The organism is Parafrankia soli (assembly GCF_001854695.1).
Classification (GTDB): Bacteria; Actinomycetota; Actinomycetes; order Frankiales; family Frankiaceae; genus Parafrankia; species Parafrankia soli.
This window is the reverse complement of record NZ_MAXA01000212.1, coordinates 25,969-42,541: the sequence shown is the minus strand read 5'-3', so window position 1 is coordinate 42,541 and position 16,573 is coordinate 25,969. Positions and strand designations below refer to the sequence as shown.

At 72.4% G+C, this 16,573-nt stretch carries 14 protein-coding genes and 2 pseudogenes; 8 read left to right on the top strand and 8 right to left on the bottom strand.

From position 1 onward, the window contains the following. Window positions 1-13: 13 nt before the first annotated feature. Window positions 14-1,267 (bottom strand): magnesium and cobalt transport protein CorA, encoded by a 1,254-nt coding sequence (locus BBK14_RS16200; RefSeq protein WP_083391000.1) that lies wholly within the window; start codon window positions 1,265-1,267, stop codon window positions 14-16. Between the two features lie 218 nt (window positions 1,268-1,485). Between BBK14_RS16200 and BBK14_RS16195 the strand changes: the two genes are divergently transcribed. Next, window positions 1,486-1,884, top strand: a complete 399-nt coding sequence (locus tag BBK14_RS16195) for a metalloregulator ArsR/SmtB family transcription factor (protein ID WP_338045473.1) — start codon at window positions 1,486-1,488, stop codon at window positions 1,882-1,884. Window positions 1,885-1,988: 104 nt separating this feature from the next. Here BBK14_RS16195 and fabG read toward each other — a convergent pair whose 3' ends face one another. Next, window positions 1,989-2,750 (bottom strand): 3-oxoacyl-ACP reductase FabG, encoded by a 762-nt coding sequence (gene fabG / locus BBK14_RS16190; protein ID WP_020461636.1) that lies wholly within the window; start codon window positions 2,748-2,750, stop codon window positions 1,989-1,991. 194 nt (window positions 2,751-2,944) lie between these two features. Beyond that, window positions 2,945-4,363, bottom strand: a complete 1,419-nt coding sequence (locus BBK14_RS16185) for an MFS transporter (RefSeq protein WP_071063386.1) — start codon at window positions 4,361-4,363, stop codon at window positions 2,945-2,947. A 55-nt stretch (window positions 4,364-4,418) separates the two neighbouring features. On the opposite strand from BBK14_RS16185, the gene BBK14_RS16180 reads away from it, so the two are divergent. After that, entirely contained in the window at window positions 4,419-4,901 is a 483-nt protein-coding gene (locus tag BBK14_RS16180; protein WP_071063464.1) for a winged helix-turn-helix transcriptional regulator, read from the top strand. Window positions 4,902-5,107: 206 nt separating this feature from the next. Continuing rightward, window positions 5,108-6,241, top strand: coding sequence for an alpha/beta hydrolase (locus BBK14_RS16175; protein WP_071063384.1), 1,134 nt, complete (start codon window positions 5,108-5,110; stop codon window positions 6,239-6,241). Between the two features lie 51 nt (window positions 6,242-6,292). Here the strand turns inward: BBK14_RS16175 and BBK14_RS16170 are convergent, their stop codons facing one another. From BBK14_RS16170 to BBK14_RS16160, 3 genes are all read right to left on the bottom strand, one after another. Continuing rightward, window positions 6,293-6,874: a hypothetical protein gene (locus BBK14_RS16170; protein ID WP_131802338.1), complete on the bottom strand. Its 582-nt coding sequence runs from the start codon at window positions 6,872-6,874 to the stop codon at window positions 6,293-6,295. A 129-nt stretch (window positions 6,875-7,003) separates the two neighbouring features. Then, window positions 7,004-7,618 carry a TetR/AcrR family transcriptional regulator gene (locus BBK14_RS16165; protein ID WP_071063379.1) on the bottom strand — a complete coding sequence of 205 codons (615 nt, stop codon included), beginning with the start codon at window positions 7,616-7,618 and terminating at the stop codon, window positions 7,004-7,006. 144 nt (window positions 7,619-7,762) lie between these two features. Continuing rightward, window positions 7,763-9,229: an MFS transporter gene (locus BBK14_RS16160; protein ID WP_071063377.1), complete on the bottom strand. Its 1,467-nt coding sequence runs from the start codon at window positions 9,227-9,229 to the stop codon at window positions 7,763-7,765. 462 nt (window positions 9,230-9,691) lie between these two features. Between BBK14_RS16160 and BBK14_RS16155 the strand changes: the two genes are divergently transcribed. Further along, a complete protein-coding gene (locus BBK14_RS16155; protein WP_071063462.1) occupies window positions 9,692-10,438 on the top strand; it encodes a dienelactone hydrolase family protein in 747 nt (248 codons plus the stop codon). A gap of 39 nt (window positions 10,439-10,477) precedes the next feature. Here the strand turns inward: BBK14_RS16155 and BBK14_RS16150 are convergent, their stop codons facing one another. Next, window positions 10,478-11,737 (bottom strand): hypothetical protein, encoded by a 1,260-nt coding sequence (locus BBK14_RS16150; protein ID WP_071063375.1) that lies wholly within the window; start codon window positions 11,735-11,737, stop codon window positions 10,478-10,480. A gap of 572 nt (window positions 11,738-12,309) precedes the next feature. Here BBK14_RS16150 and BBK14_RS16140 point away from each other — a divergent pair. Next, window positions 12,310-13,173, top strand: coding sequence for a putative protein N(5)-glutamine methyltransferase (locus BBK14_RS16140; protein WP_241831543.1), 864 nt, complete (start codon window positions 12,310-12,312; stop codon window positions 13,171-13,173). Between the two features lie 183 nt (window positions 13,174-13,356). Here the strand turns inward: BBK14_RS16140 and BBK14_RS16135 are convergent. Further along, a pseudogene (locus tag BBK14_RS16135) lies at window positions 13,357-13,952 on the bottom strand (ATP-binding cassette domain-containing protein); the annotation flags it as partial. A gap of 155 nt (window positions 13,953-14,107) precedes the next feature. On the opposite strand from BBK14_RS16135, the pseudogene BBK14_RS42250 reads away from it, so the two are divergent. From BBK14_RS42250 to BBK14_RS16120, 3 genes and pseudogenes are all read left to right on the top strand, one after another. After that, a pseudogene (locus BBK14_RS42250) lies at window positions 14,108-15,130 on the top strand (DUF4158 domain-containing protein); the annotation flags it as partial. Between the two features lie 74 nt (window positions 15,131-15,204). Continuing rightward, a complete protein-coding gene (locus tag BBK14_RS40195; RefSeq protein ID WP_241831537.1) occupies window positions 15,205-15,402 on the top strand; it encodes a hypothetical protein in 198 nt (65 codons plus the stop codon). A gap of 131 nt (window positions 15,403-15,533) precedes the next feature. Then, window positions 15,534-16,505 (top strand): epimerase, encoded by a 972-nt coding sequence (locus BBK14_RS16120; RefSeq protein ID WP_071063460.1) that lies wholly within the window; start codon window positions 15,534-15,536, stop codon window positions 16,503-16,505. Window positions 16,506-16,573: the final 68 nt, after the last annotated feature.

The following is a 16,573-nucleotide window of genomic DNA, read 5'->3' as shown; positions in this document are numbered from 1 at the left end:
GGMTCCCGAGGAGTCAGAGCCAGCCGTTGCGGCGGAACGCCCGGTACAGGAACAGGCAGGCGGTCGCGATCGTCACCAGCACGGCCGGATAGCCCCAGATCTGCCGCAGCTCGGGCATGTGCTCGAAGTTCATTCCGTAGATCCCGGCGACCGCGGTGGGCACGGCTCCGATCGCCACCCACGCACTGATCTTGCGCATGTCCTCGTTCTGAGCGATGGTCACCTGCGTCAGTGTCGCCTGCAGGATCGACGACAGCAGCTCGTCGAGGTGGGTGATCCGTTGTGTGGCCTGCACGAGATGGTCGAAGACGTCCCGGAAGTGGTCGCGCACATGCGGGTCGATCATCGGCAGTGGGGTGTCGGACAGCGACCGCAGCGGGGCGGTCAGCGGGCTCACCGCGTGCTTGAACTCGAGGATCTCGCGCTTGAGCTGGTAGAGCTTCTCCACCGACGGCCGCGCCGAGTGCTCGAACACCGACGCCTCGGCGGCGTCCACGTCGGCCTCGATGCGGTCGACGACCGCCAGGTAGTCGTCGACGACCCGGTCGCACACGCCGTGCAGCACCGCGGACGGCCCGTGGCGCAGCATCTCCGGCCGTCCCTCCAGCTGGCCGCGCAGCTGCTGGAGCCCACCGTGCGCACCGTGGCGGACGGTGACGACGAAGTCGGAGCCGATGAAGACCATCACCTCGCCGGTGACGACGACCTCGGTGTCCGCGGTCAGCTCGCCGTGCTCGACGTAGCGGGCGGTCTTGAGCACCACGAACAGCGTGCTGCCGTACCGTTCGATCTTGGGCCGCTGGTGGGCGACGACGGCGTCCTCCACGGCGAGCGCGGGCAGGCCGTAGATGCCGGCGATGGATTCCAGCTCGGAGTCGGTGGGCTCGAACAGGCCCAGCCAGGCGAACGCGCCATGGTGGCGGCGGGCGATGTGCGCGGCGGTCAGCATGTTCGACCCGTCGGGGACCCGCTGGCCGTCGGCGTAGACGTGGCAGGCGACGACCTGCCCGGAACGGACCTGCTCGGCGGTGGGCGTCGGGGGCCGCTTGGGACGGGTGCGCACCAGCGACACCGGGCGCGCCAGGGCACCGGCGAGCAGGTCGCGCAGCAACCCGCCGCCGTGCTCGAGGTCGAGCCCGTCGTCGAGCCCGTTGCTGTCGTGCCCGCGCCCGTGGTGTCCGCCGGTGCCGGAGCCGTCCTGGTCGTGCCCGTTCACGCCGTTCTCCTCCGCGAGCTCGCTGCGGCCCCTGTCCGGCCCGGAGTCCATCCTTGCGGACGGCTCAGGCGGCCCCGGCCCCGGATGAGCCCTGGGCCCACGGCGGTGACCGCGGCGGGACGAACAGTGGCGGCCGGTCGCCGCGCCCTGTCCTCAACCAACTGGTTGACGACCTGGGTGAGGCGACCTAAGCTCGGTATTCAACCAATCGGTTGAGGAAGTGGCCGGCTGATCGTGGCCGGCCTGGGGAATGCAGAGGGGGAGTGCCGGTGGTGGCGGCGGACACGCTGTCCCGGGTGTTCTCGGCGCTGGCGGACCCGACCAGGCGCGACATCGTGGCGCGCCTGGCGGTGGGGGACGCCACTGTCAACGAGCTCGCCGCGCCCTACGACATGACCGTCCAGGCGGTGTCCAAGCACCTGCGGGTGCTGCAGGACGCCGGCCTGGTCAGCAGCGGCCGGCAGGCACAGCGGCGTCCGATGCACCTGGAGGCCGACGTCCTCGACCTCCTGACGACGTGGCTCGAGCGGTACCGCCGCCAGGCCGAGGAGCGCTACCGGCGCCTCGACGACGTCCTGCGCGCCATGCCCGACGACGTCGACCCGATGCCGCCCCGCCACCCACCCGACCTGACCGAGTCACCCGACCCGACCGAACCGACGACCTGACCTGGCCTGACCGCCGAGCCTGACAGGAGCATCGACATGCCCGCCACCGACACGAACCCGACCACGATGAGGTCCGCCCGCCCGGGCTGATCGTGCAGACAGGCTCAGGCCTTCGGGCCGCCGGCGACGTAGAGGACCTGGCCGGACACGAAGCCGGCGCCCTCGCCGACGAAGAACGACACCGCGTGGGCGATGTCGTCGACCTCGCCGGGCCGGGCGACCGGGATCTTCGACTTCGCCACGGCCAGGTAGTCCTCCCAGCCGACACCCAGGCGCTCGGCGGTCGCCCGCGTCATGTCGCTGACGATGAACCCGGGCGCCACGCAGTTCACCGTGATGCCGAACTTGCCCAGCTCGATCGCCAACGTCTTGGTGAAGCCCTGCAGGCCGGCCTTGGCGGCCGAGTAGTTCGCCTGGCCGCGGTTGCCCAGCGCGGAGATGCTGGAGAGGTTGACGATCCGGCCCCACTTCGCGTCCACCATGTACTTCTGGGTGGCCCGGGCGGTCAGGAACGAGCCACGCAGGTGGACGCCCATGACCGCGTCCCAGTCGCCCTCGGTCATCTTGAACAGCATGTTGTCGCGGGTGATACCGGCGTTGTTGACCAGCACCGTCGGCGCGCCGAGCTCGGCGGCCACCCGGGCGACGGCCGCGTCCACCGCGGCGGCGTCGGAGACGTCGGCGCCCAGGGCGATCGCCTTCCCGCCTGCGGCCGCGATCGCGTCCACGGTGGTCTTGGCCGCTGACTCCTCGAGGTCGAGCACGGCCACCGCCATGCCGTCACGGGCCAGGCGCTGCGCGATGGCGGCGCCGATGCCGCGGGCCGCTCCGGTGACGATCGCGACGCGGGACGGGGCTTCGGACACGGACCGGCTCCTCACACCAGACGCCACGCGCGACGGCGTGGCGATCGGACACACGCCGGCAGCCGTCCGCCGCGGGCGAGTCGCCGGTGCGACCGGACCACCGCCGGCGCCGGGCCCACACCGGCCCGGCGGCCTAAAGTCAACCGGTTCGCGGCCCCGAACGCCACCGGTCGACAACGTCGCCGGTCGGGTGCTCAAGCCGTGCGGGCGGGGCGGCGCAGGAGGGCCACGGCGGGCACGATTCCGGCGAAGGACAGGGCGGCGGTGACCCACCAGACCCGGGTGAACAGGTGCAGCGGGATGCCGCTGCCCGCCGACGACTCGCCGAGCACCGCGATGGTGACGGCGACACCCAGGGCGATGCCGGTCTGGCGCACCATGTTGACGACCGCGGAGCCGGTCGCGAACGACTGCGGGGGCAGCGACGCGGCGGCCGTGGACATCATGGTGGGCAGGGTCAGGCCGACGCCGATCCCGGTGAGGGTCATGCCGCCGAGCACGCCGGAGACGTAGTTCGGCTCCGTGGTGATCGCGAGCGCCCACCAGGCGACCCCGCCGCCGAAGATGACACTGCCCAGCCCGATGACGATCGCCGGCCCGTAGCGGGCGATCAGCCTGCCGGTGATGCCGAACGAGACGAGCGGGACCATGAGCGGCCCAGGCGCCATGGCCAGGCCGGCCTGCAGCGCGGACCATCCCCACTGGCCCTGCTCCCAGAGCACGATCGACAGCAGCATCGCGCCGAAGGAGGCGGAGAAGAACAGCGCGACGACCGAGGCGCCGGTGAAGTGCCGGGAGGTGAACAGGGACGGGTGCACGAGCGGGTTCCGGCTGGTGGCGCAGTGGACGGCGAACAGGACGAGCAGGCCGACCCCGCCGGCGAGGGATCCCACCAGCGCCGCCGAGGACCAGCCCCAGTCCGGCCCCCGGACCAGCCCGGCGGTCAGCAGGCCGACCCCGCCGGTGGCCAGCAGCACGCCGACGGCGTCGGGCCGCTCGGTCGGCTGGCCGGCCAGGCGCGGCAGCCGGCGCCAGCCGACGACGAGGGCCGCGAGGCCGACCGGGACGTTGACGAGGAACGCCCAGCGCCAGCTGGCGGCGACGAGCAGCCCGCCGACGACCGGGCCGATCGCCGCCGACATCCCGCCGACGGCGGTCCAGGTGCGCACGGCGCCCTGACGGCGCTCGGGTTCGTGGGCCGCGAGCACCAGGCCCAGTGAGGTGGGTGTCACCAGCGCGGCCCCGGCGGCCTGCACGAGCCGGAAGCCGATCAGCATGTCGACGGTGGTGGCCGCCGCGCAGGCCGCCGACGTGAGCGTGAACACCGCGACGCCGAGCAGGAAGCCGAGGTCGCGGCGGTACCGGTCGGCGAGCCGTCCGAAGAAGACGAGCAGCGCCGCGTAGACGACCGCGTAGCCGTTGAGCACCCACGACAGCCGGCTCAGGTCGGTCTCGCCGAGATCGTGGGCGATCTGCGGCAGCGCGACGTTGACGATGAACAGGTCGAGGCTCGCCAGGATCACGCCACTGCAGACGATCAGCAGAACCTCGCGTCCGGACGCCTCGCGGCGTCGTGAGGGCGAGACGCCCCGGTCCATCATCAGTTCTGTCATGCAACTGAACTTAGGGCGCTGGCGTTCCGTCACGCAACTGACTAACGTGCCGGTCATGGAGCGCAAGAGCTTCGCGGACATGAACTGCTCGGTGGCCCAGTGCCTCGAGGTCGTCGGCGAGTGGTGGACGATGCTGATCCTGCGCGACGCCTTCCTGGGGGTGAGCCGCTTCGACGACTTCCAGCGGCGGCTCGGGATCTCCCGCAACGTGCTCACCCAGCGCCTCACCGGTCTGGTCGAGGCCGGCGTCCTGGCCAGGACCGCCTACCAGGAGCATCCGCCGCGCTACGACTACCGGCTCACCGACAAGGGCCGCGACCTGTGGCCGGTGCTGTCCGCGATGCGGCAGTGGGGCGACCGGTACGCCGCGCCCGCGGGCCCGCCGGTGAACGTGCGGCACCGCGGCTGCGGCGAGGTCTTCCACACGGTGCCCACCTGCTCGCAGTGCGGCGAGCAGGTGGGCCCGGGCGACGTCCGCGCGGTCGTCGGCCCCGGCGGCAGCGCGGATCTCCTGCCCGCCCGGTCAGCGCAGGCCTGAGCGTACGAAGGCGTCGACGACCTGCCGCTGGAACGCCAGACAGATGCGGTGGGGGAGCGGCGTGTCCGCCCCGCGCCCCTGCGCGGTGTCCCCGAGACTCAAGATAGTCAACGATGTTGACGCCGCCGCCTTCCAGTTTATGATCTTGAACAGTCGGCCACCGACTCCTCCTGGAACACCTTTCAACCCACATACAAGGCACGCGGATGTGCGGTGTCGTTGTCGGCGCCGCGGCCCTCGTCGGGGTCAGCTCCTTCGCCGGGCCGATCCCCGGGGCGCTGGCGGCGGACGGCGCGCCCGATCCCGCCCCGCCCGGTGTGGCGAGCCTGAACCCGGCCCTCGCCCCGTTCGAGAACCAGCCGGTGCGCTGGCACGAATGCCGGACCGGCCCCAACGACGCGATCGGCTCCTACCTGGACGCGGCCGGCGCGCAGTGCGCCGGGATCAGCGTCCCGCTGGACTACGCCCGCCCCGACGGCCGGGAGATCACCCTCGGGGTGTCCCGGATCAGGGCGGCCGACACCGCCCACCGGCGCGGCATTCTGATGATCAATCTTGGCGGTCCCGGGGGCCCCGCTCTGGACGCCGCCCCGGACCTGCGTGGGCTGCTCGGTGAGGCGGCGGACGGCTTCGACGTGGTCGGGATGGACCCCCGTTTCGTCGGCCGCAGCGCACCGCTGGACTGCGGGCCGCTCCTGAAGCGGCCCTGGCCGCGCGCCGGCGGCCCCGACCAGGACAGTTTCGATCGCACCGCCGACGGTCAGGCCGCGATAGCGCAGGCGTGCGCGGTGCACGCCGATGTGCTGCCGTTCGCGTCGACACGGAACACCGCTCGTGACATGGATATTGTCCGTGCTGCGCTTGATGAGCGGAAGTCGACGACAGCGCGGAGGCGTCCGACATCCTGGCGATGGGTGTGCGGGCCTTCGCCGACGCGGCGGATGGCCGTGCGCCGGCGGAGAACCCCCACCTCGACGAGTTCCTGGACGGTGTCGCGACCGGCGGTCCGACGCTGCCCGGCGGGTCACCCGGGCGCCGGGTGGAGGCGGTGCCGGAGGGGTCGAGAGGCGCCGACCCGGGTGGCGAACACCGTGCCCGCGCTGGTGGTGGCCGCGGAGAAGGACAACCGCACGCCGTACGCGGGCAGCCGGGTGCTGCACCGGGCGTTGTCCTCGTCGCGGCTGGTGACGTTGCGCGGAGCACGGGTGCACGGCGTGTACGGCGGGCGCAGCGGCTGTGTCGACGAGGCAGTCAATGCCTACCTGCGGTCGGGCACCCTGCCCAGCGCCGACCTCACCTGCACCCGTCCGCCGGCTCCCCCGGGTTCGCTTCCGGAGTGACAGCCGACGAATCGGTCCGGTCGGCGTTGGTGTGCGCGGCGACCGGCACCGTCAGACGGGGCGGAGAGAGGCGAGGAGGCGGTGGGTCGTCTCGAGGGTTTCGGCGAGGTCGAGGGCTCCGTGGCGGCGGCCCGGGGTACGTGCGCCGGCCGCGTTGTCGAAGTAGCGCTGGGCGAGCATCGCGGCCTTGAGTCGGGAGGCGCTGTGCGGGCAGGTGACGCTGAGGCGGCGGGCGGCGCGGCCGGCGGCGGCCAGGAGCTCGGGTGGGGGCGCTGTCGCGCCGCCGGCGGCGGCTTCCTGGCGTACGCGCAGGTAGTGGTAGGCCAGGTCGTCGACCCGGTCGTAGGGCAGTCGCTCCCGGATCTGGGCGCCGGACCGGCTCCCGAAGATCGCGGCGTAGCCGAGTGTTCCCGCGGCGGCCAGGACGATGGCCGCGGCGGTCCAGGGGGTGCCCGGGTGGGTTCCGGTCAGGTGCCGCGCGATGGTGGCGGCGGCCAGGGCCCAGCCGGGGGTGAGGAGTAGCGCGCCGATGCCGATGCCGGCCAGGCAGCGGCTGCGCCGGTAGCGGGTCGCCGCCTTGGTGACCGCGTCGTCCACTTGTGGGTGTGCCCGTTCCCGGGCKGCGAGCGTCACGACCAGACAGCCTCTCCTGATCATTGTCAGGAGTCAGATGGTATGTCGAACCCACCGGCCGTCCGCGGGTTCGACACGCCTGTGCGGCCGGTGGGTCGAGGTCTGCCGGTGGACTTCTGTTGTTCCCGGTTACCGCTGGACGGAGGCGGGGCGCATGCCGGCGAAGATGAAGTCGAGGTGGCGCTGGCAGGCCTGGGCGGGGTTGTCGCCGGGGGCCTCGACGACTCCGCGCACGGAGCGCAGGGTCATCAGGACGTCGGTCAGGGTGACGTCGTCGCGGATCACGCCGGCGGTCTGGGCGTCGCGCAGCAGGTCCGCGACCGTGTGGCGCATCTTCTCCTGTTCGGGTGCGGGGGCGCGTTCCCACAGGCGGGCCAGGCAGCCGCGGTGGGCGGCCATGGTGTTGGCGACGGCGCGCGCGTAGCGTTCCAGGCCGTGCCCGCCGGGTGCGTTGCGGGCGGTTTCGGCGGCCCCGGCCATGTCGGCGAGGATCTCGTGGATCAGGTATTCGATGAGTGCCTGTTTGGTGGGGAAGTGGCGGTAGAGCGTGCCGATGCCGAGCCCGGCGCGCTGCGCGATGTGTTCGACGCCGGCTTCGATGCCTTCGTCGTTGAAGACCTCGATCGCGGTGGTGATCAGGCGCTGGCGGTTGGCGGCGGCGTCTCGGCGCAGCCGCGGCCCGGCGTCGGTCGCGGTGCTGTCTCCGGTGTTCTGGTTCCCACCGCTGGTAGCCGTGGAGATCACTGTAGTCCGCCTCAGCATCGTTACACGATCATCGGCTACCACCATAGCCGTGGGCGCCGACGGACCGTGGTCGGCCTGACGGGGTGACTGGTCTGATTGTCCCGGCTGGTAGGGCCCTAGCCGGTACGCACCGGCTGGTGCGGTCTACTCCGGGTCGGCGCCGAGCAGGGTGCCGCCGGGCACCAGCCCCAGCTCGGCGTGCGGCAGGTCCTGGGCGGTAGCCGGGTGGCCCCGGCGTGCGGCCGGGATGGCGAGGGCGGCGATCAGGGCGAGCACGGTGGCGCCGGCGAGCATGGCGAAGCCGTTGGTGTAGCCGGATTCCTTGGGTATGCCGTCGGATCCGGCGCCGGAGGTGACGATGGTGGCCATCAGTGCGGCGCCGATCGAGCCGCCGATGGTGCGGATGTTGGCGTTCATGCCGGAGGCGACGCCGGTCTGGTGGGCGGGGACGGCCTCGACGATGAGGCTGGCCATGGCGGAGAAGGCCAGGCCGAGCCCGATGCCCATCACCGCGGTGGCGATGTAGACCTCCCACTTGTCGTGGTGGGCGAAGGCGATCAGGGCGAAGGAGATGATCGTGACCGCGGAGCCGGTGACGACGACGGCCTTGGAGCCGTAGCGGGCGGCCAGCGGGCCGGAGGCGATCCCGACGGCGAACATCGTGATGCTCAGCGGCAGCAGGATCAGCCCGGATTCGGTGATGGTGGCGCCGAAGCCGTATCCGGCGGAGGTCGGCGTCTGCACGAACTGCGGCAGGAACGCCATGAGGGCGTACATCCCGACGCCGATGAGCAGGGCGACGAGGTTGGTGGTCCACACGGCCGGCAGGCGCATCATGGTCATGTCGATCAGTGGGGCGGTGGAGCGTGCCTCGACGACGACCCACGCTCCGCCGATGACGACGGCGCCGGCGAGCAGGCCGAGCACCTTGCCGGACGTCCAGCCCCAGTCGGGGCCTTCGGAGAGGCCGAGCAGCAGGCAGACCAGCCAGGCGGAGAGCAGCAGCGCCGGGGTGGTGCTGATCCTGGAGGGGGTGCGGATGGCGGATTCCGGGATGAACACGACGGCGGCCGCGGTGGCCAGCAGCACCATGATCAGGGGAACCCAGAACAGCCAGTGGTAGTCGAGCAGGTCGACGATCGGGCCGGCCAGGACGAGGCCGAGGCCGGCGCCGACCGCGGTCAGCGCGGCCAGGACGCCGATGGCGCTGGAGACCTTCGGGAGGGGGAACTCGTCGCGGATGATGCCGAAGGCGAGCGGGAGGATGCCGCCGCCCACGCCCTGGATGACACGGGCGATGATCATCAGGGTGATGCCGGTGGCGATCGCGGCCAGCGCCGAGCCCACGGCGAGTGCGCCGAGGGCGACCAGCAGCATCTTCTTCTTGCCGACGGCGTCGCCGATGCGGCCCATGATCGGGGTGAAGATCGAGGCGGAGAGGAGGTAGGCGGTCAGCACCCAGGTGACCGTGGTCTGGTTGGTGTGCAGGCTTTCCATGATCGTGGGTAGCACGGGGGTGACCAGTGACTGCAGCAGGGCGTAGGTGGCCACGGCGAGCGCCAGTACGGCGAACGTGACCTGGTGGTGGGCTCTGCGGGCAGGTTGGATCATGGACCCTCCAGGCTCCGGAACGGAGCCTCCGCTCCGCAAGGAGCGTAACAGGAGTTGATCCTCCGTTCCCATCGAGGTCCGGCCTTCCTCCGGCGACGGATCGCCACCGTGAGCCGGGAGCCGGCCGTTGACGGCCTGCCGTGCGGCCGTTGGGCCGGGCGCGGCCCCGCCCACCGTCCCGTCCCCCCTTGTCGACGCGGCCAGGTGGCGCTGGTGAATGCTTTGGACGGCGGCCGGCGTCATCCGGCGTCCCGTCCCCCGCCGGTCGCGGCGGGTGGACCGGGGTGTCAGGCTCCCGAAGGGCGTCGGATTCCCGGCTCCGGACACATCCGGAGCCGGATGCCGGACCCTGGCGGCCGGCGCGGCCGCGGACTGTGGGTGGGCCACGTGGTGGCCGTCCCCGCCGGGATCCGCCCACCGGAGCCCGGGTGCGGGGGGCGGCGTGAGTGGAAGGTGATCCCGATGGCGGTGTCCCGACGTGACGTCCAGACGGTAGACGGGCTGATGGACGTCGATCTCCATGCCCCCGACGGCGGCGCCCCCGCCCCGGTTGTGATCATGTACCCGGATGCCTACGGCGTCCGGGAGACGGTGCAGCGGATGGCCGGGCGGCTGGCGGCGGCCGGCTACCTGGTGGCCCTGCCGAACATGTTCTACCGCGCCGGGGCCGACGCGGCAGCACCGGAGAAGATCGACTTTGCCGACCCCGAGCAGCGCGCCCGGCTGGGGCGGGTCGTCTCCCAGGCGACCCCGCAGCGGGTGATGGCCGACACCGGCGCGCTGCTGGACGCCCTGGCCGACGAGCCGGGCGCGCTGCCCGGCCCGGTGGGGACCATCGGCTACTGCGTCGGCGGCCGGATGGCCTTCACCGCGGCGACGGCACACCCCGATCGGGTCGCGGCGGCGGCGTCGATCCACGGCGGCGGGCTGGCCAGCGACGACCCGTCCAGCCCGTACCTGGCGGCGGACCGCATCCGCGCCGCCCTGTACATCGCGATCGCCACCGGCGACGCCCACCACACCGACGCCGACCACGCCCGGCTCGTGGCGGCGCTGGACGAGGCGAAGGTCGACTACGAGGCGGAGATCCTCCCCGCGCGGCACGGGTTCGCGTTGGTCGACTTCCCCGTGTACGACGAGGCGGCGGCCGAGCGGCACTGGGAGAAGTCGCTGGCGCTGTTCGCCCGCACTCTGCGTCCCGCAGCCTGATCCCACCCCGGTTCCCGGCTCATCGCGGGGCCGGCAGGCTCACTCGACCGCCGGGCGACCCGGCGGCACCGGCACCTCGCCGGCCGGACGTCCACCGGCTGGCGAGGGCTGGGCACGGGCGGTGCGTAGCTCGGCGGTGAGCTCGTCGACCTGCCGTTCGGCGCGTTCGGCGCGGGTCCGGGCCTCGGCGCGGGCATCGGTGAGCACGGCGAGCCGTTCGGCGGCGGCCTGCTGCTCGGCCGCCAGCCGGGACGCCGCCTCGGCGCGGGCCCGCGCCAGCTGGTCGGTGGCGGCTGCCCGTTCCCGCTCGAGGTCCTCGGCGGCGGCCGCGCGGACCCGGGCGGTCTCGGCCTGGGCGTCGGCGTGCGCCCGGGCCAGCTCGTCGCGTTCGCGGCGGGCGTCGTCGCGGATCCGGTCCCGGTCGGCCCGCAGATGGTCGCGGTCCGCCCGCAGTTCGCGCAGGGCCGCCGCGTCCCGCTCGGCGGCCCGTTCCGCGGCCCGCAACGCCACGGTCAGCCGGTCAGTCTCGGCGGTCAGCTCGGCACGGACCCGTTCTGCCTCGGCGTGGACCCGACCGATCTCGGTGGCCGCCTCCCGCCGGGCACGCGCCACATCGTCGTCGGCGTCAGCGCGCGCCGCCTCCACCGCCGCGGCGGCCTCCCGGCGGGCCGTCTCGGCATCGGTGACCGCGCCCGCGTGCGCCGCCTCGGCGGCGGCCAGGCGCCGTTCGGCATCCTCGAGGGCGGCGACGGCTTCGGCGGCCACCGCCTCGGCCTCCCCGCGGGCGGTCTGCTCCGCCCTGGCGGTCTGCTCCGCGCGCACGGCCCGGGCCACCGCCTCGGCGACCCGCTCGGCGGCATCGGCCTCGGCCGCCTCCACCTGTGCCTCGGCGCGGGCGACATCCCCGAGGCCGGCCATCTCCCGGGAGAAGCCGTCCAGGGAACGGGTCAGGTCGGCGGCCAGCGCGCGGATCTGGGCGGCGAGCTCGTCGGCCCGCAGCCGCCCGGCGGCGATCGGCCGCGCGACCGGCGGACGCACGGCCGCCGGGTCACCGCCGGCGGGCGGGGTGCTCTCCCGGCGGGCGATGTCGCGGCGACGGCGGTAGGCCGCGAGCCGGTTGTGGGCCGGGTCCTCGCAGTAGGACGGTGGCCGTCCAGGCCGGTCGGCGGGTGCGGTGGGCCGCTCGCAGCCAGGGAAGACGCACCGTGACGACGGTGGTGCCGCCGTCTGGGCACCGCCCGTCATGGTGGCGGGATCGTCGTCTGCCGGTATCGCCCTGGGATCGTCGGCCGAGCTCATGCTCCGGTTCTACCGGACGAACCCCGAAGCGGATCGTGCGCGACCCGCGTGGCGACCAGGTCATTCGCGTGTTTCGCCCGGTGCTGCCGCCCACCGCGCGTGACGTGGTGCCACACGCCCGACGCCAGCCCGGAAACGCAGCGGGTGGCCGTCCGCGTGGGGTGGACGTGGCAGGGTGTGACGCGGTAGGAACGGGACCTGCAAACGCGCTGGTGACGGCGGGCCGCCGAGCTGGATCGGCTGCCGTTCCGGCACCGGCGGTGTCCGAGCCCGCGCCCGTGCCGGGGTCACCAGGTGACCCGAGGTGCCGGCCGACCTGGGGAGGTGAGCCCGATCCCGCTGCCGCAGGCTGGGCGCTCTCCCCGCGCGTTCACCAGGCCCGCCGGCCGACCCGCTCGCCGCGCCGCCCACTGAGGCGTCCGGCGCCGAGCGGTGCCGCGCGGAGGACCGGTGCGCCGTGCAGTGCGCTCTCGGTTTTCCGGAAGGTCCTCATGTCGGGTTCCACCGCTTCTCCCGCCTCTCCCGCTTCACCGTCTTCGTCGTTCTCCGCGTCTTCGTCGTTCGCTACCCCGTTGCCCACCGCTGCGCGCCTCTCGCTCGACCGGTCGGCCGTCGTGGCGACGCTGCGCGGGGCCGGTTGTGTGTTCGCCGAGGACGAGGCCGCGCTGCTGCTGTCAACCGCGAGCACCCCCGACGAGCTCGCCGTGATGGTCGCCCGTCGGGCGTCCGGGCTGCCGTTGGAGCACGTGCTGGGCTGGGTGTCGTTCCGCGGCCTGCGGGTGGCTGTCGACGAGCGGGTGTTCGTCCCCCGCCGCCGCACCGAGTTCCTCGTCGACCGCGCCGCGGCGATCCTGGCCGCCGGCGCGACCGTGGGGGACAGGGCCCGCTCGGCGGCGGGTTGGGTGGTCGTCGATCTGTGCTGCGGGTCGGGCGCGGTCGGCGCGGCGCTGGCCGGCGCCGTCCGCGGGCCGGTTGACCTGCACGCGGGGGACGTCGACCCGGTCGCCGTCGCCTGCGCCCGGCGCAACCTGACCGGTCCGGCGCGCATCACCCCGGCACCGGCCCGGGTCTACACAGGTGATCTCTACGCGCCGCTGCCGCCGGTGTTGCGCGGGCGGGTGGATCTTCTGGTGGCCAACGTTCCGTACGTGCCGACGGGTCGACTGGGGCTGTTGCCTCCCGAGGCGCGGGTCCACGAGCCCCGGGAGGCCCTCGACGGCGGTTCGGACGGGCTGGACGTGCTGCGCCGGGTGGCCGCCGAGGCGACAGACTGGCTGGCGCCCGGGGGGAGTCTGCTCGTCGAGACCAGCCGGGCCCAGGCGCCGCTGGCGGGGGAGACCTTTCTCCACGCCGGCCTCGTCACAACGGTCGCGACCTGTGAGGACCTGAGCGCCACTGTGATAGCCGGCCGCTACGTGCCGGGGGACGAGGCCTGATCAGCCCTCGGGTGGCTGCCCGCTCTGTCACCGACTTGAGCGGGCAGCCACCCAGGAAACAGGCTAATCACTTCCCGCCCTCAAGATAATCAACAGTGTTGACCGTCCTTCGTCCCCATGTTGATCTTCACAAACAATCTCCAAAACCAACAAACAAAAACAGCAAACGGAGGGGCGGCCGACGACGACCATGCCCTGATAGCCGGTCAGCGCCTCCTCCAGTTCCTCGACGAGCGCGGGCGAGAGGTGGTTGGTTGGCTCGTCCAGCAGCAGCAGTTCGGGATCCGAGGCCAGAGTCGCGGCCAGGGCGAGGCGCGACCGCTCGCCGCCGGACAGGGTGCCCAGCCGCCGGCCGCGGTCCAGCCCGTGCAGCCCGAGTCCGTGCAGCGCGATCTCCACCCGGGAGTCGGCCTCGTAGCCGTCCCGGGCCTGGTACCGGTCGACCAGTGCGGCGTAGCCCTCCAGGAGGGTGGCGGGTTCGGCATCCTGCTCTTCCTGGTGCGGCCGTTCGGCCAGCTCGGCCTCGGCCCGGCGCATGCCCTCCTCCAGTTCCCGCAGGTCGGCTAGCCGACCCCACCGGGCGCGACCACCGTCAGCGCACCGTTGTCGGGTTCTTCCTGCCCGGCGATGAGCTTGATCAGCGTGGACTTGCCGGATCCGTTCTCCCCGATGACACCGACCTTCTCGCCCGGCTTGATCGTGACGCCGATCCGGTCGAGTACGACGTGGTCCTGGTAACGCTTGGTGATGTCATGCAGGGCGAGTTGCGCTGTCGACACGCAGGAGTCCTCCTGATCGTCACTGGGTTGAGTGATGTCGCCGCGCACAGCAGACCGTCGGGAGGGGATCCGTTCGGTGGGAATACCGCACGGCGTTCGTCCATCAGGGCGTCCGCACGCTGCTGGCGCGCGGCGGAACCTTCAGGGTGAGTCATATGAAGTCCTTTCTGGGGGCGGAGACCGCCGGCAGGGTCCGGCACAGTTGCGCTCCGCCCTCCTCCTGGGGGCCCTGCCGATCTCGGGATCGTTCGCTGGCCTCTGCGCAGCGCCCACCCGGGACGTACGGGACGGATCAACACAGCCGGATGCATGGTTGGCCCGTCGGATCCGTCGAAGAAACGGCCAGAGCAAGGCCAGGGCTGGAGGGGAGGAGAGGTGAACACCGTCGGCAACAACGGGCAGGCAACGAGCAGCACAGCCCACGAGCCGCGCCCGGCGGTACATCTCGCCGGAGGGCTCAGCAGAGGGCCGCTTGGGGCATCGCGCCCCGCACCGCGTCACAGAGGGTCATTGCCGAATCTCACACGCTGTCAACCGTAGTCGATTCTCCGGCCGACCGCATGCACCATTCCCGAACGACGAAGACCCGACGGATGGGCGTCGAAGGCGACCACGTCATCTCCGGACATCTCCACGAGGCGGTCATCGGCACCCACTTCGCGCGCCTACGTCACCCCCCTCAGCTGACCGGCCCCGGGCGCCCGTACCAGGTCCGCCCGCCTCGCCGGGCCGCTTCGCGGATGTCCGTGCCCGGTGTGCGTCGGTGGTTCTACTGTCCAGCCCGAATGCCGATCACGGGGCGGGTGGAAGGGGCTGCGCAGTGGGGCGGGATCTGGGTCTGGACGGGGTGGTGGACCACTTCACCCTGTCCGGCGACGAGGCTGGGCTTCGCCGTCCAGCTCAAGTTCCTGACCTGGCGCGGCCGGTTTCCCCGGATGCGCCTGGAGTTGCCACCCGATGCGGTCGAACACGTCGCGAAGCAGGTCGGCGTCGCCGCGTCCGAGCTGGGGTTTTATGACTTCGCCTCCCGCGCCGCGAAACGGCATCGCAGCGAACTGCGAGATCTGACGGGCTGGCACGAGTGCATGAAGAGCGACCTGGTCAAGCTCGTCTCGCACCTGGTGGACGTGATCTGGCACGACGAACGCCGCGAGGAGCAGGTGCGGGCTGAGCTGCTGCGGCAGATGCGCGTGGACCTGATCGAGCCGCCGGGGCCGGGGCCGGGGACACCGCGCAGGACGACGAGGACGAGGTGGAGTCGGCCCTCTCGGACATCAAGGCTCATCCGGGCAACGTCGGCGACGACCGGGACGGGTGTCTGCAGGACGAGCTGTCGACATGGCGCCGGGGCGCCGTGCTTGCGGTCAGCCACGGGCGAGCGGGCGGAAGAAAGAAGCGAGCCTCCGCAGAGGGCCTCGACGCGCTCCTCGCCGAGGCGCGGCAGGTCTGATCGGCTGTTGCTCGGGCACGCTCGGCGGCGTGAACCCTGGTGACGGGATGGTTTCTCTGCGGCGCATTGGGATCGGGGCGCGCGTAAGACTGGCTGTGGTCGCGTGCCGGTCGAGCGGGAGCGGGGAGATCGTGAAGATCGTTGTTCCGGGTGGGACGGGGCATCTGGGGTTACTGCTCGCGGGTGCGTTCGGGAGTGCGGGGCATGAGGTGGTTGTCCTCAGCCGGCACGCCGATATTCAGGTGCCCGGTGCGCGGACGGTGCGTTGGGATGGTCGGACCGAGGGCGCATGGGTGGCCGAGGTGGATGGCGCCGACGCGGTGGTCAACCTGGCTGGGCGCAGTGTGAACTGCCGGTACACCCGGGCGAATCTGGCGGAGATGATGGCGTCGCGGGTGGATTCCGCGGCTGTGGTGGGGGCGGCGATCGCGGGGGCGGCCCGTCCGCCGCGGGTGTGGTTGCAGATGAGCACCGCCACGATCTACGCGCACAGCTTTGACCGGGCCAATGACGAGGTGTCGGGGATTGTCGGCGGCGGCGAGGAGGGTGTGCCGGCGTACTGGGCGTTCAGTGTTGACATCGCCCGGCGGTGGGAAGCCGCGCAGGCGGAGGCGGCGACGCCGGATACCCGCCGGGTGGCGCTACGGACGAGCATTGTGATGGCGCCGGGCCGGGGTGGTGCGTTTGACGTGCTGTGGCGGATGTCCCGGCTGGGTCTGGGTGGGCCGGTCGCCGGGGGCCGGCAGTACATGTCGTGGATTCACGACCGTGATTTCGTCCGGGCGGTCGTGTTCCTGGTGGAGTGTGATGATCTGGTGGGGCCGGTGAATCTGGCGTCGCCGAACCCGTTGCCGTACCGGGAGTTCGTCGCGGGTCTGCGGGCGGCGGTGGGGGTGCGGGTGGGGTTGCCGGCGACGGCGTGGATGGCCGAGGTGGGTGCGTTCGTGATGCGTAGCGACACTGAGCTGCTTCTGAAGAGCCGGCGGGTGGTGCCGGGCCGGCTGCTTGGGGCGGGGTTCGTGTTCGATCTACCCGAGTGGCCGGAGGCCGCCCGTGATCTGGTGGCGCGTAGTCGGAGGCCTTCCAGGCGGGCGTCGGGCTAGGGACGGGACGGGTGCAGGGTTCTCTGACGATCGCTGTCGCGCAGCCTCCGCGCACTTCGCTGGATGGC